Here is a 23,368-nt window from a genome sequence, read left to right on the forward strand (position 1 = left end):
AAAGTCCTAATAAATCTTGGTTCAAAAATTGTAAAATACTTAGATATTTCAATTGTCTGAGCATCCTCTCAGCGAGTTATTGAAATATCTTAGTATTTTACGATTTTTTAGCCTTAGATTTATAGGATTTTTTTAACGCGACGAAGCATTGTTACTTCACACTACTCGTACTTAATTGCTTCTATTATATTCATTTTAGAAGACTTTAGTGCTGGCACAAAGGATGCAAAAACAGTTATTAAAATTCCAAGCACAAGGCTCATCACAAAAACGCTTGTTGAATAATGCATATCCATTGGGAAATCTGCTAGCATAAGTATATGTGGCATTACCTCTGTCATTAAAACTCCACCTACAATACCGCATAGGCTGCCAATAATGCCAATAGATACAGACTCTATAAAAAGCATTTTTCTAGTTTGAAACTTGCTCATACCAACAGAAGCATAAATTGCAAGTGCTCTTTTTCTCTCAATAAAACTTATAACAAAATTATTTAAAACACCAACTGTGCCTATTATAAGTGCCAATACTGGAAATGCCTTTATAAGAAAAAGTGTCTTATTTATATAATCTGTATTTTCTTTTTCTCTTTCTGTTATAGTTTTCATAGTAAGAGCTTTATCTTTAAACTTTTTAGCAAGATCATCTTTTACAGAAGCTGCATCTGCATAAGTTTTTATATATATAAAGCTTGGCTGAAACAAATCAAAGTCACCTTTAGCATATTTTTTAGGAATAATAGCACTACTGCCGCTGTTCATAAGAGTATTAAAAGATCCAACTATTTTATATTCTCTATTACCTCTAGCCGTTTTGATACCTATATAATCCCCAACCTTCTTATTTATCTTTTTTAAATCTGTAGTTGTCATGATTATATTTCTTCCTTCTTCAAAGTTTTTCATAACAACATTTTTATTCTGAAACAACCTTATGTCCAGATAATTTTCAATATCATAATTGCTTAAAAAGTATATTCCAGAAATTTTATCATTGCTATTTTGAACCTCTACATCCCAAGAAAAATATACTGGCTCAGCATCATTTACTCCATATGTGCTTTTGACTCTATTTACAACACTCCTATCAATAGATTTTCCATCATCATTGTCTACCCAAACATTATATTTAAATATGCCGTAAGCTTTAACTATCTCCTTTCCCATACTGTAACTCACAACATTTAGCATAAATAAAGTTGAGATTCCAATAGTTAAAAGAGAAATATTATTCATAAGATTCTTGTTTTTTCTTAAATTTTTAGCTGCTAATAGACCTTCATTTCCAAAAACAATACTATAAATTAGTTCAAATACTTTCACAAAAGTTTCTGTTATATATGGAACAATCACAATGATTCCAATAACTGCCGCAATCATACTTATGATATCAAATATCATGTCTAATGATTTGCCCATAGAATTTTCAGCTACAACTCTTGGAGCTATAATAGAAAGAATTATAATTGCTATTCCAAGTATAAACTTCCACAAGTTTTCCTTTGTCACTGTGTCTATAGTATTTAAAACAACATCTTTTACAGATAGTTTGGCTGCCTTTACTATAGGAACAATAGAACTTATAAAAGATACAGCAATAGCAAATAAGAATGCTATGGCAAGCTGCTTTAAATCATATTCGATTGAGATATTTATGGTAAAATCATCTGACAGCTGTTTACTCATAATCCTAGCTAAAAGCTTAAGAATTCCTATACCTGCCGCATCGCCTACTATTCCACCTAGTATTCCATAGCAAATACTTTCTCCTATGAGAACAACACTTGTTGTCATTCTTGTTGCCCCTATACTTCTAAACGTACCTATTACAGGAAGCCTTTCTGTAATAACAACCTTAAATACGGTATATATTATAAACATACTCATAATAAGAACTACCATCATCATAGCTCTAAAAGCCATTACGACTTGTCCAGTCTGCTCCTCAATAGCTTTATCATCTATAGCTTTTTCCACGGTATAATTTTTGTAAACTGTAGATAATCCTTTTATTAAGCTATCTGTGTCCTTTTTATTTTTTGCTTTTACGTATACACTCCATACCTCATTTCCAGCATTATTTATTTGTTGAGCCACACTTAATGGAACTATTCCAAGCATATTTTTATCGCTTTCTATCGCAAAAAAGCCTGTATTTTGAGCTATCCCTACTATATTGAAGTTTGCAGCAGTGTCTCCAATTTTTATTTTTATTTTGTTTCCTACATTAAGCGAATATTTGTCAGCAGACTTTTTGCTTATTATTATCTTATTTCCATTAAAGGGTTTTATAGCAGAAGCTTTATAAAAATTAAGAGGATTCATTATATTTATATCCTCATAATTGAAACCTCTAAGTGTTATATCTCTATCTTTATTTTCTTTTGTATATGTACCACTGGCATCAATTTCACCAATGGCATAATCAATTTTATTTTTAAATTTATTTGTTTTAGCTACACTTATAAAAGGCGATGGCGATTTTCCATTTGCATATATTTGTATATCTGCGTCACCAAGGTACTGTTTAGTTACCTGTGTAAATGTTTTTTTAATTGTTGAAGCAGTTCCACTGGAAGCAAAAAACAAAGCTGTAGATGCCATTATTGAAAATACAATTAAGAAAGCTCTTAACTTTTTCTCTTTTATATTTGTTAATATAAATTTTATTATTATTCTCATTTAAACACCTCGTCACATGGAAAATCAGCTAAAACTTAAAAATACAATTTTTGAATAAATCTAAATCTTTTCCATCTTTCTAAGAAATATATCAATGCTTTCTCTTTCTTCTTTCTCCTTGTCTTTTGACATTGGTTTTCTTCCAAGCCTGTCACATAGCGATAGAAGTGCTATCTCAGAAATAGATGTTTCACTTTTCATTTTTTCAGGCTCTGCAAATGACATGCTCTTTGCAACAAAAAATGTCTGCATATGCCATCTTACAAGCTTAGCCACCTTATTTACAAAAGCCTCTGGCTCGTTAAAAGATTTAAAAAACTCATAAGCAAGCTCCTCCCCAACTTTATCGTGGTCATAAGCTGTTATTTTACCCTTTCGAACCTTTGTTGTTCTCGCTTTACCTATATCATGAAGAAGTGCTCCCCACATAAAAGCCCTTCCGTCAGAGCTTTTATCCTTACTCTTTGCTGCATTATCAACTACAAGCATGGTGTGATTCCACACATTACCCTCAGGATGATGCTTAGGTTCCTGCTCCGTCTTTTCAAGATCTCTTAGCATGTTAAATGGATACTCATCAAGCTTATCTTCATTAAGTAATTTTGTTAAATATTCAGATGGCTTTACATCCTTCATAAGGTGATAATCTACTTCTTGAAAAACTTTATTTTTATCCATAATTTCCACCTTTCAGTACATATATTTTAATAAGTAATTTTTTCTCTACCTAAGCTATATTTTTAAAAGTCTCTCATTAGTTTTCTCTATTATCTCCTCAGGATATTCAAGATATTTTAAAAGTTTTATTGCATTTCTGTTTTTGCATACGCCATCTTTTATTTTATAATCAAAATTAAGTCCTTCCTCATTTATATCTTCTGTAAAATAATAGCATGAATATTTATCCTTAAGAATTTCTGTAAGTTCAAGGTCATGAGTTGCAACTAAAGTAAGAGTATTATGCCTGCTTATATAATTTAATATTTCGGCTGCTGCATTAACTCTTTCAACAGGATTAGTTCCTCTAAATATTTCATCTACAATACATAAAACTGGTTCGTCCCCACATTCGTTTATTATCCTTTTAAGTGCCTCTGCCTCTCTAAAATAATAACTCTTTCCTGACGATATGTTGTCCTCTGGACTTATGGAGGTCATTATCTTAAAAAAGCTTGTTTTATAGAATTTTGCCGTACAAGTATATATAGTTTGAGCTAAAAGAGCATTTACTCCAATCGTTCTAAGGAAAGTAGATTTTCCGGACATATTAGTTCCTGTAAGTATTATTCCTTTATTTTCTAAGCATATTGAATTTGCTACTGCATCTTTTACTAAAGGATGATAAACTTCTTCAGTTTCTATTGTATTTTCACTGTTTACGAACTCAGGTTCAGTATATTCTTCTCCTATCCATTCCCTAAATGAAGCTACAGCCATTAAGGCATCTAATTCTCCTAAATTTCTATAAAGCTCCTTTAAATCATCTCTATATTTCTTTATATCACTAATTGAAGAAAAAAACTTTCTTTCCTCAATTAAGAATACAGAATATAAAAGTTCAATGATAGGATCCCTGGTACCATCTGACACTTGAAGCCCAGCAGTTTGCTTAACTATTACCGAAGCATTTTTAGAAGTTCTTTTTAAAATTTCAGTGTAATGTTTTATCTCATCATTTTCAAATTTAGATATGTTTTTAGCTATATGTATTATTCCATTAAGGTATCCAAGTGAATTTATATATGATTCAACATCCCTTTTAAATTTACCATGCTGCAAACTATTTATGACAAATAATCCAGCTGCTATTATTACAAACTTCAACTTAAAAATAGGTATTGTAATAACAGAGAATAGAAAGACAGCAGCTAAAAAATTAAATAAATATTTGTATTTATAATTTACATTAAAGTCTTTTGTTATTATAGAGTAAACTCCATTATCTTTCATTCTTCCTAATCTAACAAGTTCCATTCCAATTTTATTTCTTATTTCATCATTGTCCTTAAATAACTTTATAACTTTATTTCTTTCTAACAACTTTTTTTCTTTAAGTTCAGGCTCCCTTAAAATTTTATAAAGCATTTCCTCTCCAGGAGAAGTTACTGTTCTATCTATAAGTTGAAATAATTCATCCATATTTAAATCAGCCCAAGTTTGATCATCGATGCTGAAGTTACTATCTTCTTTTCTTGTAAGTTCAAAAAACTTTTGAGTTGCTTTAAAATTTCTTTTTCTCCTTTCAAAATTTCCCCAATGTTCTTTAAAATTTTTATAATTAACTATATTTATCAACTTAACTTTCACATATGCAATTATGACAATTAATATAAGTGCAACTGCTACCCCCAACAAATAATAAGGATTTTTAGTATTTCCTGCAATTCCGCCAAATATAAAAGCACCAACAAGTGCAAAAAAGCTTAATGCAGCACATGTCATGCTGATATTATCTTCATTCATTAACTTTCCTCCCAAACACATTATTTCCTTAAATAATACACTAGCTTAAAATAGCTGTCAATTTGCATTTTATAATAATACGAAAAGCAGCTGGGAGGGGGAAACCGTCCAGCTGCTTCTATTTATTATACTTCTATGGGGGATAATTTTTTCACTTGCCATGATTATATAATAACTTATAATTGTGACAATCTTATTACAATTATAAGTACAATGTATTAATTTATAGATAAGGAGCATAATTGTTATGGTAATATTCTCTTCTTATCTCTTACAAAAGCCTCTGCTTCCCTTATATTATCTAGTTTTAGAAGGTTCATTGTAAGTCTTTCAAGTCCTATTGCAAGACCACCATGAGGTGGCATTCCAAATTTAAAGGTATCTAAATAGTTTTTAAAATCCTCTGGGTTTAAGCCTTTTTCTATCATGCTATTTTTAAGCATCTCATAATCGTGTATTCTTTGACCGCCAGTTGTTATTTCCATTCCTCTAAAAATCAGATCAAAGCTGTGTGTTAAATTTTCTTCGCAGGGCATTGTATACATCGGTCTCTTTTCCTTAGTATACTTTGTTAAAAATACAAAGTCAGAATTATATTCTTCTTTTATAAACCTTCCTATAAGCTCTTCACCTTCATGATCTATATCTGTAGTTAAGTCTGTTTTATTATATTTTTCCCTTAATATTTTTATTGCTTTCTGAAGCGTCATAACTGGAAGTTCTCCTTGTAATTCTGGGATTTCAACCTCAAGAAGTTTAAGCTCTTTTGGGCACTTTTCTTTTATATTCTTAAATATATACTTTAAAAGTTCGCATTCAAGCTTTATTAAATCTCTCTCATCATTAATAAAGCCCATTTCAAGGTCCATACTTACATATTCATTTAAGTGCCTTTTAGTATCATGACTTTCAGCTCTATAAACATGACCTATTTCAAATACTCTTTCATATCCAGCTGCCACCATCATTTGCTTATAAAACTGTGGACTTTGTGCAAGGTATGCCTTTCTATCAAAATACTTTAATTCAAAAAGCTCTGTTCCTCCCTCTGCGCCTTCTGCAGTTATTTTTGGTGTAAATATTTCTGTAAACCCTTGAGTCTGTAAGTACTCTGAAAAACCATGCGCAATTTCTGCTTCAATTTTAAAAACCGCATTTACTTTTTCATTTCTCATGCTTAAAACTCTATGATCTAAAACAGTATCAATATTTGCCTCAATGTCTTCGGTGTTTATCTCTATTGGCAGTTCTTCCTTTACCAGAGATAAAACCTTCAAACTATCTACTTGAACTTCAAAAGTATCTTTATTCTTTTTGACAACTCCATTAACCTCAATTACACTTTCCAACCTTAAATCCTTAATATCAACCTCTTTTGTATTTATTACACACTGAATAATTCCAGTTCTGTCCCTTAAAAGTATAAATGCAATTTTCCCAAGTTTTCTTATTCTATGAACCCATCCTTGAAGCTTTACTGTTTTATCTAAATTACTTTCAACCTCACTTACTAAACATCTTTCCATAATTTATTCCTCCTAATTAAAATTTTGTATAAAAAAAACGCCCCCAAAAGGGACGAATTATTCGCGGTACCACCCTGATTAACCAACCTACTTGATTCAGTGACAAGCGACAGGTGATAAGCGACAAGTTTAGGATGGTTTTCTTCCATCGGGAAAATGAAATAAAATTAAGTTCAAAAGTTTTTCGAAGTGGAACTGAGAAAAACTATCCTTAACTTGTCACTTGCCACTGCTTTTATGCCTTTCCGTCAAAAAAGCTCCCACTCCAAATTAGGAGTGAGAGCATATTCCCACGGTACCATCCTTACTTAATCAAATAAGCTGATTCTCTTTAAACTGTTAACGGTAGAAACCGGATTATTCTACTTGAATTTCAAATAATCTACTCCAAGATGTCCTTCATCTTAATAACTTTTATCGGCTCGCACCAAACCCGATTCGCTTAAAACCTTATTAAAACTACTCTTCTCTTCTTCGTATTTAAGTTATATTGTATTACTTCTTATGATTAGTGTCAATGATAAAACTGAAATTCCAATAAACTTCTAAATCATAGTTTCAATAATCTTTCCATCACTTAAACTTATTATTCCACCATCAGAATTATCTCCAAACATACAAACATAAGTTCCTTTAAAAGAATACTTCTTAGCTGTTTTTACATTTGATACTACACCTTTTTGACTATCAATAGTATACAAGCCACCAGTATCAGAAACATATATATTCTTTGGCTGTATTGATTCTTTTAGAGATATTGTACTCCAGTTTCCCTTAAATGTATTTAGCATATGGGCCTTCTTTTCAGAATTGCTTCCTCCAGTCCCTTCTGCATTTCCTGTAGAAATATTACAGGTATAAACTTGACTAACCTTATTGTTAACCAACTTTCCTATATAAACCATTCCGTTATCATCCACACCAAGCAGCTTAGAATTAGTTACTTGTGGTACTTGAAGCTTTTGATTATATCCATTATTAGACCTCATGTAAACTTTTTTATCAACTTCATCCTCAAATACAATTGTGTTTTCGGATTTAAAAATATAATAATTTCCTATGTTATGTATTGGTAATTGAAGCTCTTTTATTCCAGTTGATATATCTAGTTTTTTTAGTAAACTATAATTTCCAGAACCATTTTGGGTTACTTTTAAATATATTAATGTATTCTTATTATTTTGTTCGATTCCTGTAATTCTATAACTTGATCCAACAGGATAAGCCTCTGCTTCATTTTTCATATTTAAATTTCTTTTCATGTTATTTTCTTTTGGTGAATAAGTGTAAACTTTTATACTAGAGTATTTTCTTTCTATTACCATAAGCTTATCATCGCTGGCTCTCCAGCTTATACTTGTATCAGCTACTGGTACTTCTAGATTAATGCTATTATCCTTACCAGTATCCATTTCTATAACGTGAATGGAGTTTTTCAAATAATAAGATACAAATTTTCCAGTAGAAGATACCTTAATATTATAAGCTCCACTAGGTATACTAACCTTCATATCACTCTTCTTTCGAGCTGGTATGTCGATTTTTTTATAGGTCACTTTTTTATTGACTCTAAAGTTATTAAAATAGAGCAGCACAGCAGATTGAAGTGTCAAAGAAATAAGTATCCAAATGATTATCTTTGTTATTCTTTTCATAGTATCTTCTCCTTACTTACTGTTCCACATATAATATATCTGGTACAGCTCTTTCTCCCGTGGCACTGGATGGATTATTTATAACTTCGCCCTTATAATACATTGTGGTAGAGCCTCCTCCATCTAAGCACACGGCATTAACTGCTTTAAAATCTCTCATTAAATTTTGTACATCCTTAAGACTGGCTCCAACCTTAGTTAGTCCTTGCCTACCATCGATAGTTAAAAATATAATGCTTTTATCTTCTGCCTGACCTATAACAGTTCTGGGATGAAGCCCAAGAACCTCATTTTCTTGTATTTTATTCTCGCCATCCTTTATTACATAAGGCTCTGTCACAAAGGCTTCCTTCACATTATTCTTAATAAGCTCATTTGCAGAATAGCTTCCGCCAACAGAAAGATTTCCATCTTCATCTATACTCATTACACTGTCCATTTTGTCATCCAATTTACTTGAATCCTTAGGATAAACTATCTTCCCATCAGAAATAACAAATCCCGATGGTATTGCTCCCGTTCCATTTCCAGAAGTATCCTCATAATACCCTCCATTAATGGCCGCCAATGCATTATACCTTTTAGCTATATCGTGCGTAGTATCTCCTACATACCCTATGTGACTGGAATACCCTATCTTAACTCTCTTTGGGTTTTTAATTACAAGGACGATGGCATTAAACTTATCAGTATCCGGCCTATATTCTGCAATTCCATCATCATTATATTGCACCTTTACCGGTTCACCCTTTTTATTATTGTCAATTGCATTTTCAGCTCTATTTTCTTCCTTTATTATGGCTGCTATTTGTGCATCGTTAAAAAACCATTTTGCTATGTATTGGTGTGCTCCTGTCCCCATGATAGTGCTAATTATAGTATTTCTTACATTTTTAAAAGGTCCATAAAGCGCAAATGGAAGAGCGGTTACACCAGTAAATATAATTTCAAACAAAATAAATATAATTATCTCTTTAATCTTATTTGATTTCCTGTGATTTTCTAATTTACCCATAATTATTCCTTTCCATATAAAAAATGTAAATATTTTCATATATAATATTAATTTTAAATAAGCTAGAAGTCAAGTTATTTAATTAAGCAAATAATTTACAAAATAAAAACAGTTGGATAGGGGGACTAACCAACTGTTTTCATATAAACTTGCAATCATGAGGGATCTTTAATAACTTTCTATGTTTATATAATACCTTATTATTGTTACAATAAAAAATACAAATTATTAATAAATTTAGAACTTTTTATTCCTCATAAACTTTAAAGATAAAAATATCAAAATCATAGAATATGCTATTGCAATGATAAGGTCTGCCATCAATTTATAAAAGCTTGAAAAACTCATAACATCAATTAAACCAAATCTGCTTATTATTAAGTATGCAGGTGGAAACACAATGGTAAGCCATTTTACAAATGAGTAATGCATTGAAAGGGGAACTTGTATAATGGACACTATGAGAACACCTACTAAATACAATAATCTCAGCTTACCACTATTTATTAATCTTTGGTCAAATAAAATAGCAGTTGAAATTCCAAGTAGACCTATAACCCAATGACTTAACAACGCTCCAAATACATCCAAAGCATAAACTTTTCTTATAAAAAAGCCTCCTGCTATAGGATAAAATACTGCTAATGTACTAAATAATATTACGAGCATCAAAATAAATACTATTTTACCTATATAATAATAATTCTCTTTTTCAACGTGTAAAATAATAAGCTGCTGCTGAACTAATTCCTCACTGCTCGCTAAACTGTACATAAGCCATGCAGAAAAGCAATATGTAAAAATGCATGAAAACATATAAGCCGTCATAACATAAAGAGGTTTCTGGCTATATGTAAATGCAATAAAAACTAAATAAAAAAGAAATGGTGCCACATATCTATTGGATCTTAAATACTGCTTAAAAAGATATGGCATTAAAATTTTAAAAGTCCTAGCCAAGTTCTTCACCCCAATACGAATTTACTGAAACAATGGTTGCACCTGTTTGAAGCAATTTTAATATACTTCTATCACTAAACTTTTTTTCTATTATTATATATCTATAATCTTTTTCCTTACATTCTAATATTAAATCTTCAATCTCAATTTCTGTAGAGTCATTTAGACTAAAACAAATCTTCATGTATTGTTTGTCCCTGTTCTTATAATAATCACTGTGAATTTTACCATCTCTGATATTTATAACTCTATCAGCCAGCTTTTCCACTAAATACATTTCATGGCATGCTAAAACAATGGAAAGCTTGGTTTTTCTAAACTCCTCTAGCATGTTTATAAAATTACTCTCAGATTCCGAATCCTGTCCTGAAATTGGTTCATCTAATAACAATATATCTGGTTCTACCATAACCGCCTGCATAACAGAAACTTTTTGAATTGTGCCCTTAGACAAATACTTTATTCTGGTATCCTTCATTCTGTCCATATTAAACATAGCAAATAACTCATTACAACGAACTTTGATGAATTCCTTGGATAATCCCTGAAGCTTTCCCATATAGAACAAATATTCACTTGGAGTAAAATTTAATTTAGGAAATCTATCTGGTACATAGCCTATCTTGATTTTTTCGCCTTCATTATGAACAATTCTTTTTCCACTTGATATACTAGTAAGCCCGCTTATTATTTTAAGTAAAGTACTCTTGCCTGTTCCATTAGGTCCTGTAATAGCTAAAAGTTCATTTTTAAATATATCCATACTTATATTATCTAGAATTGTTTTATCATAATAGGTTTTTGTAATATTTTCAAGTGCAATCAGCTTCTCCACAATACACCTCCATATGAAAAAGCAGTTGGAAGGGAGAGTATACCAACTGCTCAAACATGTTAATTATTATATACTATTGTTGCATTAATTGTAATAATTATATACTACATTATAATTATTACGATTATGTTTCAATTATAAATACAAATTATTAATTTATATTTACTGCTCTTTAATAAGGATAGCTCCATAATTATTCATTTTAAGGGTGTACACAGTTTTTTCCTTGGTATTAGGCTTCACTCCAAACACATTGTTTAAAATTCTTTCCTTAAGTAAAGTTTTCATAAGCTCATTATTAATTTCTATACTATAAGCAGCCAAGGAATTTTTCCATGAAGTAAACTTGCAGCCTGCCTTCCAATTAGTGCAATAATATGCCTTTGAATTTTCTAGTATATCACCACTTTGGCATAAAGGACATTTACCTAAAGCTTCTACAGTCTTTTTATTGGGATTCAACTTATTTTTATTGCCAGCTTCAAACACAATTGCCCTATTTACTTTAGCAGACTCCTGTATTATATATCTCACATATCTTTGAATACTTTGCATAAATCTTTGAGATGCCATTTTTCCCTTTGCAATAGATGTAAGACCCTTTTCCCATCTTCCTGTAGTTTCTGGTGACTTTAATTCCGGTGGAACAATTTCTATAAGCTTCATACCTTTATCTGTTGGCTGAAGAGTTTTTCCTTTTCTTTTTATATATCCAACACTTATAAGCCTCTCAATTATAGCCGCCCTTGTCGCTGGAGTTCCTATTCCACCTTCTTTAAGCTGTTCTCTTAATTCTTCATCTTCAACAAAACGTCCTGCATTTTCCATAGCTGAAAGAAGTGAAGCTTCATTATAGGTACTTGGAGGTTTCGTTTTTTTCTGTTGAACTTCTGTTTCTTTAATTTCTACCTCATCATTTTTCTTTAATTTTGGAAGTTCATCCTCTTCGTCTTCCTTTTTAGCTTTACTATCACTCTTATAAAATTCCATCCAGCCTAGCTTCAATATAGTTTTTCCTCTGGTTAAAAATTGTTCTCCGCAAACTTCAGAGGTTATTTTAGTTATTGTGTACTCATAGTTAGGATAAAATACACACATAAATCTTTTTACTATTAGATCATAAGCCTTAAACTCATCCTTTGTAAGACTCTCGATATTTGGCTTTACATCAGTAGGTATTATAGCATGATGATCTGTAACCTTAGAATCATCTATAATTCTCTTTGTAAAAGGCAGCTTTTTCATGCTTAAAAGCTTTGCCGAAAACTCCTTGTACGGCCCCATATTAAGCTTGGCTATGGTGTTTTTTACTTTATTCACCATGTCATGACTTAAATATCTACTATCTGTTCTAGGATATGTAACCATTTTTCTTTTTTCATATAAATTTTGAATAATATCTAAAGTTTTCTGAGCAGAAAATCCAAATTTTTTATTGCAGTCCCTTTGAAGCTCAGTTAAATCATATAGAAGTGGTGGCACTTGCTTTTTCTTATTATTTTCCACACTTACTACCTTACCGTTATTACCCTTAACCTTATTTGAAATATCCTGAGCCTTTTTAATATCCATTATCTTTGTTTCTTTTGTTTCTTTATCAAACCAAGTTCCCTTAAAACCATCAAACTCGGAAATCACTTCAAAGTAATCCTTGGGAACAAAATTATCTATTTCTTTTTGTCTCTCGGTTATTATTGCAAGTGTTGGAGTTTGAACTCTTCCTACACTTAAAAGTACATTGTATTTCAAGGTATAGGCACGACTTGCATTCATTCCAACAAGCCAGTCAGCTTCAGATCTGCACTTTGCTGAATAATAGAGATTATCATACTCCGAACCGGGTTTTATACTTTCAAAACCTTCTTTTATAGCTTGATCTGTCATACTTGATATCCACAGTCTGTTAAACGGCTTATTGCAGCCTGCTGCTTCATAAGTATATCTAAAAATAAGTTCTCCTTCTCTTCCCGCATCCGTTGCGCATATAAGAGAGGATATGTCTTCTCTATTCATCAATTTTTTAAGTATTTCAAATTGTTTTTTCGTATCTTCTATTGGTTTTATTTTCATCACTTCTGGTATTATTGGCAAAGTATCAAATCTCCATTTTTTATAAATAGGATTATACTCTTCTGGCTCCCATAGGGTTACTAAATGTCCCACTGCCCAAGTTACAATATACTTACTTCCTATAAGACACCCTTCACCTTTAGTTTTACAATTTAATACTCGTGCAATATCTCTTCCAACAGATGGTTTTTCAGAAACCACCAAAACTTTTTCCATGAAATCACTCATTTCTAAAAATTGTACCCACTTTAATTATGGGCACAACTCAAAATTACAATCACATTTAATTATATATTTTTAAGCACGAATATTCAACTTTAGTACAATTTTATTCTTTATCAAACACTGCTGCCACCTCATCAAGTGCTAGTACCTCATCTGGGCCAGATGCCGTAATCTTTACTTCTGCTCCACAATTTGCTCCCAATGCAAGTACATTTATTATGCTTTTACTATTTGCCTTTCTACCGTTAAACTCTATGAATATGTCTGATTTAAACCTAGATGCCTTCTTTACTACAAGCGTAACAACTCTTGCATGAAGTCCTAACCTATTCCTTATTACTACATTTCTAACGACCATAATATATTCCCCCCAAATATAAATGTATGAAAACGTTTGCTCACTTATTATAAGCATAGATTAATAGTTTACAATAGTCAATACATTATATACTTTTTTGTAAAAAATTATAAAAAAAATTAGCCAGTACCTTATCATACTATGCTAATTTTATTATAATCTCTAATCAATTATTCCACGTATTTACCAATACTTCTAAATTTATCGTATCTATTGCTTAAAAGAGTATCTATGCTTTCTGAGCATAATTTATTTATATCTTTAACCAAATTCTCCTTCAAGGTTTCTGCAACGCTGTCAACATCATTTTGAGCTCCACCCTTAGGTTCATCTATTACCTTATCTATTATCTTATAATTCATTAAATCTTTGGCAGTTATTTTCATAACTTCTGCTGCTTCTCTAGCTTTTGAAGCATCTTTCCACAATATGCTCGCAAAACCCTCTGGCGATAGGAGCGAATATACTGAGTTTTCAAGCATCCAGATTTCATCAGCTACTGCCATTGCGAGAGCTCCACCGCTTCCTCCTTCACCTATAACAATAGAAATTATAGGAGTTTTTAAATTTGCCATTGTTATAAGATTTTTAGCTATAGCTTCACCCTGTCCTCTTTCTTCAGCACCAACTCCACAATATGCTCCTGATGTATCTACAAAACATATTATAGGTCTATTAAACTTTTCAGCTTGCTTCATAAGTCTTAGAGCCTTTCTATAGCCTTCTGGATATGGCATGCCGAAATTTCTCTCAACATTTTCTTTAGTATTTCTACCCTTCTGCTGTCCAATTATAGTTACAGTTCTACCTGCAAGCTTACCAATTCCACCGACAATCGCAGGATCATCCCTATATCCCCTATCACCATGAAATTCTATGAAAGAATCAAATATTTTTTTTATATAATCTAAAGATGTAGGTCTTTCTATCATTCTTGCAATTGTAAGTCTTTCCCATGGTGTTAAATTCTTTTTTATATTCATCCTATCACCTCCTAGCATGCATCTCTAAAATTTTTCCTAAAACTTCTTTTAATTTTTTTCTTTCCACGATTTTATCTATAAAACCATGTTTAAAGAGAAATTCTGAAGTTTGAAAATCATCTGGAAGTTTCTCATTTATAGTCTGCTCAATTACTCTTCTCCCTGCAAAACCAACAAGAGTTTTAGGTTCTGCAAGTATAACATCTCCAAGCATTGCAAAACTAGCTGTTACCCCTCCAGTTGTAGGGTCCGTTAAAACAGATATATATAAAAGGCCTTCTTCATCATGCTTGGCAAGTGCTGCACTTGTTTTTGCCATTTGCATTAAGGAAAACATTCCTTCTTGCATTCTTGCTCCACCAGATGTGGTAAAAATTATTATAGGAAGCTTTTCCTCTGTAGATTTCTCTATAGCTCTTGTTATCTTCTCTCCAACTACAGATCCCATGCTGCCCATCATAAAATTACTGTCCATAACAGCTATAACCACTTTCTGACCATATATATCTCCTCTACCTGTAACTACAGCATCCTTTAATCCTGTCTTTTTCTGCATGCTTTTTATTTTTTCTTCATATTTATCAAAATCAAGCGGATTACCGGCTAACATATTTGCATCAAACTCTTCAAATGTACCTTCATCAACTATCATTGCTATTCTTTCATTGGCATTTAGCCTAAGATGTCCGTTACATTTAGGACAAACTTTAAAATTATCTTGCACATCGTTTTTATAGAGAATACTTCCGCATTTTGGACACTTAACCCACATACCATTAGGTATAACTGGTAAATTTGCTTCCGTATTTTGAAGTTCACTAAGTTTTTCACTGCTTATGGTTATATATTTTTTCTTTTTAAACAGAGACATTTTATACCTCCTTCTCTATAAAACTTGTATCATACTTTCCTGATATAAATTTAGGATTATTTATAAGATCATATTGAAAGTCAATATTTGTATCCACTCCATCTATTATGAATTCTCCAAGAGCTCTTTCCATTTTATTTATGGCTTCGTATCTATCTTTTCCATAAACCATTAGCTTACCAATCATAGAGTCATAATTGGGTGGTATATCATAACCTTGGTAAACTGCTGTATCGAGCCTTATTCCTGGGCCTCCTGGGACATTAAAATATTTAATTTTTCCTGGAGAAGGCATGAAACCCTTTTGTGGATTTTCTGCATTTATACGACACTCAATAGCATGCCCTTGCATTTTTATATCCTCTTGCTTGAGAGACAATTCCTCTCCACTAGCAATTTTTATCTGCTCCTTTACAAGATCAATTCCTGTAACAAGCTCTGTAATACCATGTTCAACTTGTATTCTTGTATTCATCTCCATAAAGTAATAGTTATTATGCTTATCTACTAGAAACTCTATGGTACCTGCATTTTTATAATTAACAGCCTTTGCAGCTTTAACGGCTATTTCTCCCATTTCACGCCTAAGTTCTTCTGTCATAACAGGAGATGGCGCTTCTTCAAGTACTTTTTGATTTCTTCTTTGCATTGAACAATCTCTTTCTCCAAGATAAACTACATTGCCATGAATATCACCAAGTACTTGAAACTCTATATGTCTTGGTTCTTCTATAAACTTTTCCATATACATAGTGTCATCACCGAAGGCTGCCTTCGCTTCAGCTTTTGCAGTTCTGAAAGCTTTCACAATTTCACTTTCATCCTTTACTATTCTTATGCCCTTTCCTCCACCTCCAGCAGATGCTTTAAGCATAACAGGATAGCCTATTTTCTTTGCTTCGGCTACTACAGCTTCTTCAGTATCTACGGTTCCATTTACTCCAGGAATAACTGGTACTCCTGCGTTTACCATTATCTCTCTTGCCTTTGCCTTATTACCTGCATTCTCGATTGTTTCAGCATCAGGTCCTATAAAAGTTATATTACACTCACTGCACATTCTTGCAAACTTACCGTTTTCGGATAAGAAGCCAAATCCTGGATGAATAGCTTGAGCACCAGTGAGAACTGTAGCACTTATTATGTTTTCCATGTTAAGGTAACTATCCTTTGACTTTGCAGGTCCAATGCAAACTGCTTGATCTGCTAAATAAACATGCATTGATTCCTTGTCAGCCTCCGAATACACCGCTACTGTTTCTATTCCTAGTTCTCTGCATGCTCTTATTATTCTAACTGCTATTTCACCTCTGTTAGCAATTAAAACTTTATTAATCATAATTACTCGCTCCATTTCCTTACACTATCATAAATGTAATCTCAGCTTCTACAGCCTTTTCTCCATTGACCGTTGCTATTCCTTTGCCAATTCCAGCCGGTCCTTTAATCTTAACTATCTCAATTTCTAATTTTAAAGTATCCCCTGGAACCACCATTCTTCTAAACTTAGCGTTTTTTATTGCTCCAAGTATAGGCTTTTTTCCTTTATACTTATCTAAGCTTAAAATTGCAACTCCACCAAGCTGTGCTAAAGCTTCAACCATAAGAACTCCTGGCATTATTGGCTTTCCTGGATAGTGTCCTTGAAAAATTTGTTCATTCATAGTAACATTTTTGTACCCAACTGCTTTTTTCCCTGGCTCAATTTCCTCAACTCTGTCTATTAAAAGCATTGGATATCTGTGAGGAATAATTTCCATAATCTGTTCTATATTTAGACTCATTAAAAACGCCTACCTTCAAATTATTACTTTAAGGCTATCTTAAATAGCTCCTGACCATACTCCACCATTTGTTCATCTTCTACTAAAACTTCTACTACTTCGCCATCTACTTCTGCCTCTATTTCATTCATGAGCTTCATTGCTTCAATTATGCAAAGAGTATCGCCTTTTTTAACCTTTGAACCAACTTTAACAAATGCTTCTGAATCAGGACTTGATGAAGCATAAAAAGTACCAACTATAGGAGAAACAACAGAAACTGTGTTTTCATCCTGAACCTTTTTTTCTTCATTATTTTTATTAGCTTCTTCTACTATAGTTTCTTCCTGTTTGTCTTGAACCTCAGCTGAAACACATTCTTCTGTCTTTACTTTAGGCTCATCATTACTATTACCCTTCTTCATTGTTATTCTCATTCCTTCAGTTTCTATCTCAAGGAATGTAAGTCCAGACTCACCAGCAGTCTTTATAATCTGTTCTATAGCTTTATAATCCATATCTAACACTTCCCTTATATCCGCTAAAATTAATCATTATACTTCTTAAAAATAAGCATAGCATTATGACCACCAAAACCCATAGAATTAGAAAGAGCATAATTTACTTCTGCCTCTCTACCTTGGTTTGGTACATAATCAAGATCACATTCTTCGTCTTTTTCCCTATATCCTATTGTAGGTGGTATAAAGTTATCTTGAATTGCCTTTACACATATTACAGCTTCAATTGCTCCTGCTGCTCCAAGCAAATGCCCTGTCATTGATTTTGTTGAACTTATAGGAATGTTGTATGCATGTTCTCCAAAGGCAGCTTTTATTGCAGCTGTTTCACATTTATCATTATACTGTGTTCCTGTTCCATGCGCATTTATATATGATACTTCTGTTTTATCTATATTAGCTTCTTCTAATGCAAGCTTCATAGCTCTAGCTGCTCCTTCACCGCCTGGTGCTGGCGAAGTTATATGATAAGCATCTCCAGTTGCTCCATAGCCTACTACCTCAGCATAAATCTTAGCTCCTCTTTTTAAAGCATGCTCAAGCTCTTCAAGAATTACTACTGCTGAACCTTCTCCCATTATAAAGCCGTTTCTTTCCTTATCAAAAGGAATAGATGCTCTTAATGGATCTGTACTTTTATTTAAAGTTGTAGATGCAATAAAACCTGCTACAGATAGAGGTGTTATTCCAGCTTCACTTCCCCCTGAAATCATTACATCTGCATAACCATATTTTATGTTTCTATAAGATTCTCCTATAGCATTGTTACCAGAAGCACAAGCTGTAACTATAGTTGTGCAAATACCCTTAGCTCCATACTTTATTGCAACATTACCAGCTGCCATGTTTGCTATAATCATAGGTATTACCATTGGAGAAACTCTATTAGGTCCCTTTTCCATAAGCTTTGTATGTTGCTCTTCTATAGTGCTTATTCCGCCTATACCAGAACCTAAAATAACGCCAAGTCTTTCTTTATCTAAAGCTTCTATATCTAATTTTGAATCTTCCATAGCCTGACTTGCCGCTGCCAAAGCAAATTGACAAAATCTATCAGTTCTTTTTGTTTCTTTCTTTTCCATGTAATCTTCTGGATTAAAATCTTTAACCTCTGCTGCAAGCTTTGCTTTAAAATCCGATGTATCAAAAGCTTTTATAAAATCTATTCCACATTTACCATGTTTAATTGAATCCCAAAATGTATTTACATCATTGCCAACAGGTGTTATAGCACCAAGACCTGTTATTACAACTCTTCTATTCATATTTACACCCACTTTTCTCTCTATTTTATCTACATTACCATGCCGCCGTCAACTTGAATAACTTGACCTGTTATATATGAAGCTAAATCAGAAGCTAAAAATACAACTGCATTTGCAACATCATCTACTTCTCCTGCTCTCTTTAATGGCACAGTTCCCAAAATAGCTTCCTTTTGTTTATCTGAAAGTTCATCTGACATATCGGTTTTTATAAAACCTGGTGCTATAGCATTAACAGTAATACCTCTGCTTCCAAGCTCTTTTGCTAAAGATTTTGTCATTCCTAAAATTCCTGCTTTAGCCGCACAATAATTTATTTGACCAGGGTTTCCAACTATACCTACTACAGAAGAAATATTTATTATTTTTCCACCCTTATTTCTGAACATCATCGGACTTGCATGCCTTATACAGTTAAAAGCTCCTTTAAGATTTACATTTATAACATCATCAAAATCTTTTTCCTTCATTCTCATTGCAAGGCCGTCTCTTGTTATTCCCGCATTATTGACAAGAATGTCTACCTTGCCAAACTCAGCCTTTGCTTTTTTCATTATTTCTTCCGCTTCTTCAAACTTGCTTACATCTGCTTTTACTGAAATAGCCTTTACTCCTTTGGCCTCTATTTCTTTTATTAGTTCTTCTGTTTCTTTTTCACTGCTTCTATAATTTAAAACCAAATTAGCACCTTCATCTGCTAATTTAAGTGCTATTGTTCTTCCTATTCCTCTTCCAGCACCAGTTACCACTGCAATTTTACCTAAAAGTAACTTTTCCATAATACCCTCCATCAAATTTTTAATTTATCTAGGCCTTCTACATCTTCAACATTAAAGGCTTTTACACTTCTATCTATTTTCTTTATAAACATAGTTAAGGTTTTTCCAGGTCCAAGTTCGATGAATGTATCTACACCGTCCGCTATCATTCTTCTTACAGTATCTTCCCAAAAAACAGAACTCATAACCTGCTTTCTTAAAAGTTCCTTTACATCACTTTCACTTTTTATATAATCACCTGTAACATTTGTTATTATAGGCACCTTCATTTTACCTATAGATATGTCTTCAAGCTCATGAGCTAATTTTTCTGCTGCTGGTTTAAGCATAGATGTATGGAAAGGTCCACTTACAGAAAGCATGACAACCTTTCTAGCACCTTTTTCCTTTAGCTTCTCTGCTGCCACCTCCACAGCTTTAACTTCTCCTGCTATTACTATTTGTCCTGGGCAATTATAATTTGCTATTTCAACTGTTCCAAGATTAGAACATTGGTCTAAAACCTCTTTTATGACTTCTCTATCAAGCCCTAAAACTGCTGCCATGGCTCCTTCTCCCTGTGGAACAGCCTCCTGCATATATTTTCCCCTTTTTTTAACAAGTTTAATCGCCTTTTCAAAGTCAAAAGTTCCACTGCAAACATGAGCTGTATATTCACCTAAACTTAACCCAGCCACAACATCAGGGTGTATTCCTTTTTCCATAACAGCTGCCATAGCTGCTGCGCTCACCGCTAAAATTGCTGGCTGAGTATTTTCAGTTTTATCAAGTTCCTCTTTACTTCCTTCAAAACACAAATCACTTATTTTAAATTGAAGTGCTTCATCTGCCCTTTTAAATATATCCTTACAACAGTCAAATTCATCATAAAGCTTTTTTCCCATTCCAACATACTGTGCACCTTGACCGGCAAAAACAAATGCTATTTTACCCAAGCTAATTCACATCCTTTTACTAATTCCAGTTTCAACTTCTTTTGCTTCAAAGAACATCTCTTTGATTATCTCGCTGCAAGTTTGTTCTTTATTTACAAGCCCTGCAATCTGTCCTGCCATAACAGAACCATTATCAACATCTCCGTCTCTTACAGCCTTTGGTAGTGCTCCTCTTCCTAAGTTTTCGAATTCTTCTGGAGTTCCACCATTCTTTTCTAAAAGTTGAAATTGCCTTACAAGCTTATTTCTCAAAACTCTAACTGGATGTCCTGTTGGCCTTCCTGTAACATGAGTATCTATATCCTTTGCTTTCAAGACTTTATTCTTATAATTTTGATGAACAGTACATTCCTTTGCAACTAAAAATCTAGTTCCAACTTGAACCCCAACTGCTCCTAATGCCAATGCTGCAATCACTCCTCTTCCGTCTCCTATACCTCCTGCTGCAACAACAGGTATATTTACAGCATCAACAACCTGTGGAACGAGTGCCATAGTAGTTAGTTCTCCAACATGACCTCCAGATTCACAACCTTCAGCAATAACTGCATCTACACCGCATCTTTCCATTCTTTTAGCAAGTGCCACTGATGCTACAACTGGTATAACCTTTATGTTATATTCTTTCCACATTTCTATATACTTTCCTGGATTGCCTGCTCCTGTAGTTACAACTTTTACGCCTTCCTCACATACCATTTTTGCAACTTCATCGGCATTATCACTTAAAAGCATTATATTTACACCAAAAGGCTTATCAGTTAATTCCTTAGCCCTTCTTATTTGTTCTCTTACATAATCTGTAGGTGCATTTGCAGCCGCTATAATTCCAAGCCCTCCTGCATTTGATACTGCTGAAGCAAGAGAACTGTCTGCTACCCAAGCCATACCACCTTGTATTATAGGGTATTCTATTCCAACCATGTCACACAATACTGAATTCAAATTAATTCCCTCCCACTTGGTCAGAGTACAGTTGACAAAGCACATTTAAGAAGAATTTTTCTGTTATAAGCAAAAATCACTTAAATAATTTAATTAAAGATTTATCCTCCATTATAAGAATAAATCAACTTTCGCTGCTCTTTGTCCTCTTCCTCTGTCCTCTTGTTCTTTTAACATTGCTTGCAAAACCTTAAAGATAAACCATTTCAAGGTGGTTTATCTTTAATAACCGCATTCTAAAAATTTCTACTGTATAAAATACTTATTATTCCTTACCAGTCTTTGCTTGAATAAATTTTACTGCATCCCCAATAGTATTTATATCATCAGTGTCCTCTATTTGAATATTAAATTCATCCTCAAGCTCCATAATTATCTGAAATAAGTCCAATGAATCAGCGTTTAAATCCTCTTGAAAAGATGTTTCCATAGTAAGTGTTGCTGAATCTACTCCTAATTGTTCTGCTGTTATTGATTTAATTTTTTCAAATATCATAATTTTTCCTCCTAAATTATAAGTCTTATTTTAATTTTTAAATTGTCCATTTAACCAATACTGAACCCCAGGTAAGTCCTCCACCAAAGCCTATAAATATAACTTTATTTCCTCTTTTTAAAAGACCTTGTTTATTCATTTCATCTAAGGCAATCGGAATAGTTGCTCCTGATGTATTGCCATATTTATTTAAGTTTATAAAGAACTTACTCATATCTATTTTTAATTTTTTAGCTACAAATTCTATTATTCTTATATTTGCCTGATGTGGAATGATATAATCAATATCCTCAATATTGCTTTGAGCTGCTTCAAGCACCTTTTCAATTGAATCAACCATTACTTTTACAGCAAATCTAAAAACCTCTTTACCATTCATAGTAATTTTATCTTTTACATCTAAACTTTCAAGCATAAATGGATTCTTATTCTGAGCTGCGAAACAACGCAAAAATTCTCTTCCGTTTATTCCATCAGAAGCCATATAAGTATTCATTATTCCTTCTTCTCCAGCTCTCAAAACGGCTGCCCCTGCGCCATCTCCAAAAAGAACACAAGTATTTCTATCCTTCCAATCCATTATTTTAGATAAAACTTCTGCTCCTATAACAAGTGCAGTTTTATATACTCCTGTTTTTATATATTGAGCAGCTGTATTAAGTGCAAATATAAATCCTGTACATGCAGCACTTATATCAAAGCATGCAGCATTAGATGCTCCTATTAATCCCTGAACGATACACGCCGTAGATGGTACATAGGAATCAGGACTAGTTGTTGCAACTATTATAAGCTCTATATCTTTAGCCTCCAGTTTAGAATCTTTCAATGCTTCTAGTGCTGCTTTTGCAGCTAAATCGGAGGTATTTTCACCTAAAGAAATTCTTCTTTCACTTATACCCGTTCTTGTTGATATCCATTCATCACTAGTTTCGACTATTGTAGATAATTCGTCATTTGTAACTATTCTTTCTGGAACACAACTTCCTGTTCCTATAATCTCAACATTTTTCACTTTA

At 32.8% G+C, this 23,368-nt stretch carries 21 protein-coding genes and 1 other annotated feature; all 21 genes read right to left on the reverse strand.

The window, feature by feature from the left end; translation table 11 throughout:
* Positions 1–161 precede the first annotated feature (161 nt).
* Entirely contained in the window at positions 162–2,684 is a 2,523-nt protein-coding gene (locus tag ACJDT4_RS19945) for an ABC transporter permease (RefSeq protein ID WP_406789361.1), read from the reverse strand.
* A 60-nt stretch (positions 2,685–2,744) separates the two neighbouring features.
* Entirely contained in the window at positions 2,745–3,362 is a 618-nt protein-coding gene (locus tag ACJDT4_RS19950; protein ID WP_406789362.1) for an HDIG domain-containing metalloprotein, read from the reverse strand.
* Positions 3,363–3,416: 54 nt separating this feature from the next.
* A complete protein-coding gene (locus tag ACJDT4_RS19955; RefSeq protein WP_406789363.1) occupies positions 3,417–5,147 on the reverse strand; it encodes a MutS-related protein in 1,731 nt (576 codons plus the stop codon).
* Positions 5,148–5,392: 245 nt separating this feature from the next.
* On the reverse strand, positions 5,393–6,673 hold the full coding sequence (gene aspS / locus ACJDT4_RS19960; protein ID WP_406789364.1) for an aspartate--tRNA(Asn) ligase: 1,281 nt from the start codon (positions 6,671–6,673) through the stop codon (positions 5,393–5,395).
* A 269-nt stretch (positions 6,674–6,942) separates the two neighbouring features.
* Positions 6,943–7,157 (reverse strand) — a binding site (T-box leader).
* A 61-nt stretch (positions 7,158–7,218) separates the two neighbouring features.
* On the reverse strand, positions 7,219–8,328 hold the full coding sequence (locus ACJDT4_RS19965) for a hypothetical protein (RefSeq protein ID WP_406789365.1): 1,110 nt from the start codon (positions 8,326–8,328) through the stop codon (positions 7,219–7,221).
* 16 nt (positions 8,329–8,344) lie between these two features.
* Positions 8,345–9,343, reverse strand: a complete 999-nt coding sequence (locus tag ACJDT4_RS19970) for a phosphodiester glycosidase family protein (RefSeq protein WP_406789366.1) — start codon at positions 9,341–9,343, stop codon at positions 8,345–8,347.
* A 237-nt stretch (positions 9,344–9,580) separates the two neighbouring features.
* Positions 9,581–10,303, reverse strand: coding sequence for a hypothetical protein (locus ACJDT4_RS19975; protein ID WP_406789367.1), 723 nt, complete (start codon positions 10,301–10,303; stop codon positions 9,581–9,583).
* Positions 10,296–11,138: an ABC transporter ATP-binding protein gene (locus ACJDT4_RS19980; protein WP_406789368.1), complete on the reverse strand. Its 843-nt coding sequence runs from the start codon at positions 11,136–11,138 to the stop codon at positions 10,296–10,298. The genes ACJDT4_RS19975 and ACJDT4_RS19980 overlap by 8 nt, the downstream gene beginning before the upstream one ends.
* Positions 11,139–11,300: 162 nt before the next feature.
* Positions 11,301–13,424, reverse strand: a complete 2,124-nt coding sequence (locus tag ACJDT4_RS19985; protein ID WP_406789369.1) for a DNA topoisomerase 3 — start codon at positions 13,422–13,424, stop codon at positions 11,301–11,303.
* Between the two features lie 112 nt (positions 13,425–13,536).
* Positions 13,537–13,791, reverse strand: coding sequence for an HPr family phosphocarrier protein (locus ACJDT4_RS19990; protein WP_406789370.1), 255 nt, complete (start codon positions 13,789–13,791; stop codon positions 13,537–13,539).
* Positions 13,792–13,961: 170 nt separating this feature from the next.
* A complete protein-coding gene (locus ACJDT4_RS19995; protein ID WP_406789371.1) occupies positions 13,962–14,774 on the reverse strand; it encodes an acetyl-CoA carboxylase carboxyltransferase subunit alpha in 813 nt (270 codons plus the stop codon).
* 4 nt (positions 14,775–14,778) lie between these two features.
* On the reverse strand, positions 14,779–15,645 hold the full coding sequence (gene accD / locus ACJDT4_RS20000; RefSeq protein WP_406789372.1) for an acetyl-CoA carboxylase, carboxyltransferase subunit beta: 867 nt from the start codon (positions 15,643–15,645) through the stop codon (positions 14,779–14,781).
* A gap of 1 nt (position 15,646) precedes the next feature.
* Positions 15,647–16,984, reverse strand: coding sequence for an acetyl-CoA carboxylase biotin carboxylase subunit (locus tag ACJDT4_RS20005; protein WP_406789373.1), 1,338 nt, complete (start codon positions 16,982–16,984; stop codon positions 15,647–15,649).
* Between the two features lie 19 nt (positions 16,985–17,003).
* Positions 17,004–17,429, reverse strand: a complete 426-nt coding sequence (gene fabZ, locus ACJDT4_RS20010; protein ID WP_406789374.1) for a 3-hydroxyacyl-ACP dehydratase FabZ — start codon at positions 17,427–17,429, stop codon at positions 17,004–17,006.
* A 23-nt stretch (positions 17,430–17,452) separates the two neighbouring features.
* Positions 17,453–17,926: an acetyl-CoA carboxylase biotin carboxyl carrier protein gene (gene accB, locus ACJDT4_RS20015; RefSeq protein WP_406789375.1), complete on the reverse strand. Its 474-nt coding sequence runs from the start codon at positions 17,924–17,926 to the stop codon at positions 17,453–17,455.
* A gap of 29 nt (positions 17,927–17,955) precedes the next feature.
* On the reverse strand, positions 17,956–19,194 hold the full coding sequence (gene fabF / locus ACJDT4_RS20020) for a beta-ketoacyl-ACP synthase II (RefSeq protein WP_406789376.1): 1,239 nt from the start codon (positions 19,192–19,194) through the stop codon (positions 17,956–17,958).
* Positions 19,195–19,223: 29 nt separating this feature from the next.
* On the reverse strand, positions 19,224–19,973 hold the full coding sequence (gene fabG / locus ACJDT4_RS20025; protein WP_406789377.1) for a 3-oxoacyl-[acyl-carrier-protein] reductase: 750 nt from the start codon (positions 19,971–19,973) through the stop codon (positions 19,224–19,226).
* Positions 19,974–19,984: 11 nt separating this feature from the next.
* Entirely contained in the window at positions 19,985–20,908 is a 924-nt protein-coding gene (fabD, locus tag ACJDT4_RS20030) for an ACP S-malonyltransferase (RefSeq protein ID WP_406789378.1), read from the reverse strand.
* A gap of 6 nt (positions 20,909–20,914) precedes the next feature.
* Positions 20,915–21,853: an enoyl-[acyl-carrier-protein] reductase FabK gene (fabK, locus tag ACJDT4_RS20035; protein WP_406789379.1), complete on the reverse strand. Its 939-nt coding sequence runs from the start codon at positions 21,851–21,853 to the stop codon at positions 20,915–20,917.
* 265 nt (positions 21,854–22,118) lie between these two features.
* A complete protein-coding gene (gene acpP, locus ACJDT4_RS20040) occupies positions 22,119–22,349 on the reverse strand; it encodes an acyl carrier protein (RefSeq protein WP_406789380.1) in 231 nt (76 codons plus the stop codon).
* A gap of 37 nt (positions 22,350–22,386) precedes the next feature.
* On the reverse strand, positions 22,387–23,364 hold the full coding sequence (locus ACJDT4_RS20045) for a beta-ketoacyl-ACP synthase III (RefSeq protein ID WP_406789381.1): 978 nt from the start codon (positions 23,362–23,364) through the stop codon (positions 22,387–22,389).
* Between the last annotated feature and the right edge of the window lie 4 nt (positions 23,365–23,368).

The sequence above is a fragment of the Clostridium neuense genome (genome assembly GCF_045310695.1).
Lineage (GTDB): Bacteria > Bacillota > Clostridia > Clostridiales > Clostridiaceae > Clostridium_S > Clostridium_S neuense.

Bases quoted from the DNA above. Each gene is read 5' to 3' on its own strand.
- ACJDT4_RS19945 (WP_406789361.1), bottom strand. From the start codon at position 2,684: ATGAGAATAATAATAAAATTTATATTAACAAATATAAAAGAGAAAAAG.
- ACJDT4_RS19950 (WP_406789362.1), bottom strand. From the start codon at position 3,362: ATGGATAAAAATAAAGTTTTTCAAGAAGTAGATTATCACCTTATGAAG.
- ACJDT4_RS19955 (WP_406789363.1), bottom strand. From the start codon at position 5,147: ATGAATGAAGATAATATCAGCATGACATGTGCTGCATTAAGCTTTTTT.
- aspS (WP_406789364.1), bottom strand. From the start codon at position 6,673: ATGGAAAGATGTTTAGTAAGTGAGGTTGAAAGTAATTTAGATAAAACA.
- ACJDT4_RS19965 (WP_406789365.1), bottom strand. From the start codon at position 8,328: ATGAAAAGAATAACAAAGATAATCATTTGGATACTTATTTCTTTGACA.
- ACJDT4_RS19970 (WP_406789366.1), bottom strand. From the start codon at position 9,343: ATGGGTAAATTAGAAAATCACAGGAAATCAAATAAGATTAAAGAGATA.
- ACJDT4_RS19985 (WP_406789369.1), bottom strand. From the start codon at position 13,424: ATGGAAAAAGTTTTGGTGGTTTCTGAAAAACCATCTGTTGGAAGAGAT.
- ACJDT4_RS19990 (WP_406789370.1), bottom strand. From the start codon at position 13,791: ATGGTCGTTAGAAATGTAGTAATAAGGAATAGGTTAGGACTTCATGCA.
- ACJDT4_RS19995 (WP_406789371.1), bottom strand. From the start codon at position 14,774: ATGAATATAAAAAAGAATTTAACACCATGGGAAAGACTTACAATTGCA.
- accD (WP_406789372.1), bottom strand. From the start codon at position 15,645: ATGTCTCTGTTTAAAAAGAAAAAATATATAACCATAAGCAGTGAAAAA.
- ACJDT4_RS20005 (WP_406789373.1), bottom strand. From the start codon at position 16,984: ATGATTAATAAAGTTTTAATTGCTAACAGAGGTGAAATAGCAGTTAGA.
- fabZ (WP_406789374.1), bottom strand. From the start codon at position 17,429: ATGAGTCTAAATATAGAACAGATTATGGAAATTATTCCTCACAGATAT.
- accB (WP_406789375.1), bottom strand. From the start codon at position 17,926: ATGGATTATAAAGCTATAGAACAGATTATAAAGACTGCTGGTGAGTCT.
- fabF (WP_406789376.1), bottom strand. From the start codon at position 19,194: ATGAATAGAAGAGTTGTAATAACAGGTCTTGGTGCTATAACACCTGTT.
- fabG (WP_406789377.1), bottom strand. From the start codon at position 19,973: ATGGAAAAGTTACTTTTAGGTAAAATTGCAGTGGTAACTGGTGCTGGA.
- acpP (WP_406789380.1), bottom strand. From the start codon at position 22,349: ATGATATTTGAAAAAATTAAATCAATAACAGCAGAACAATTAGGAGTA.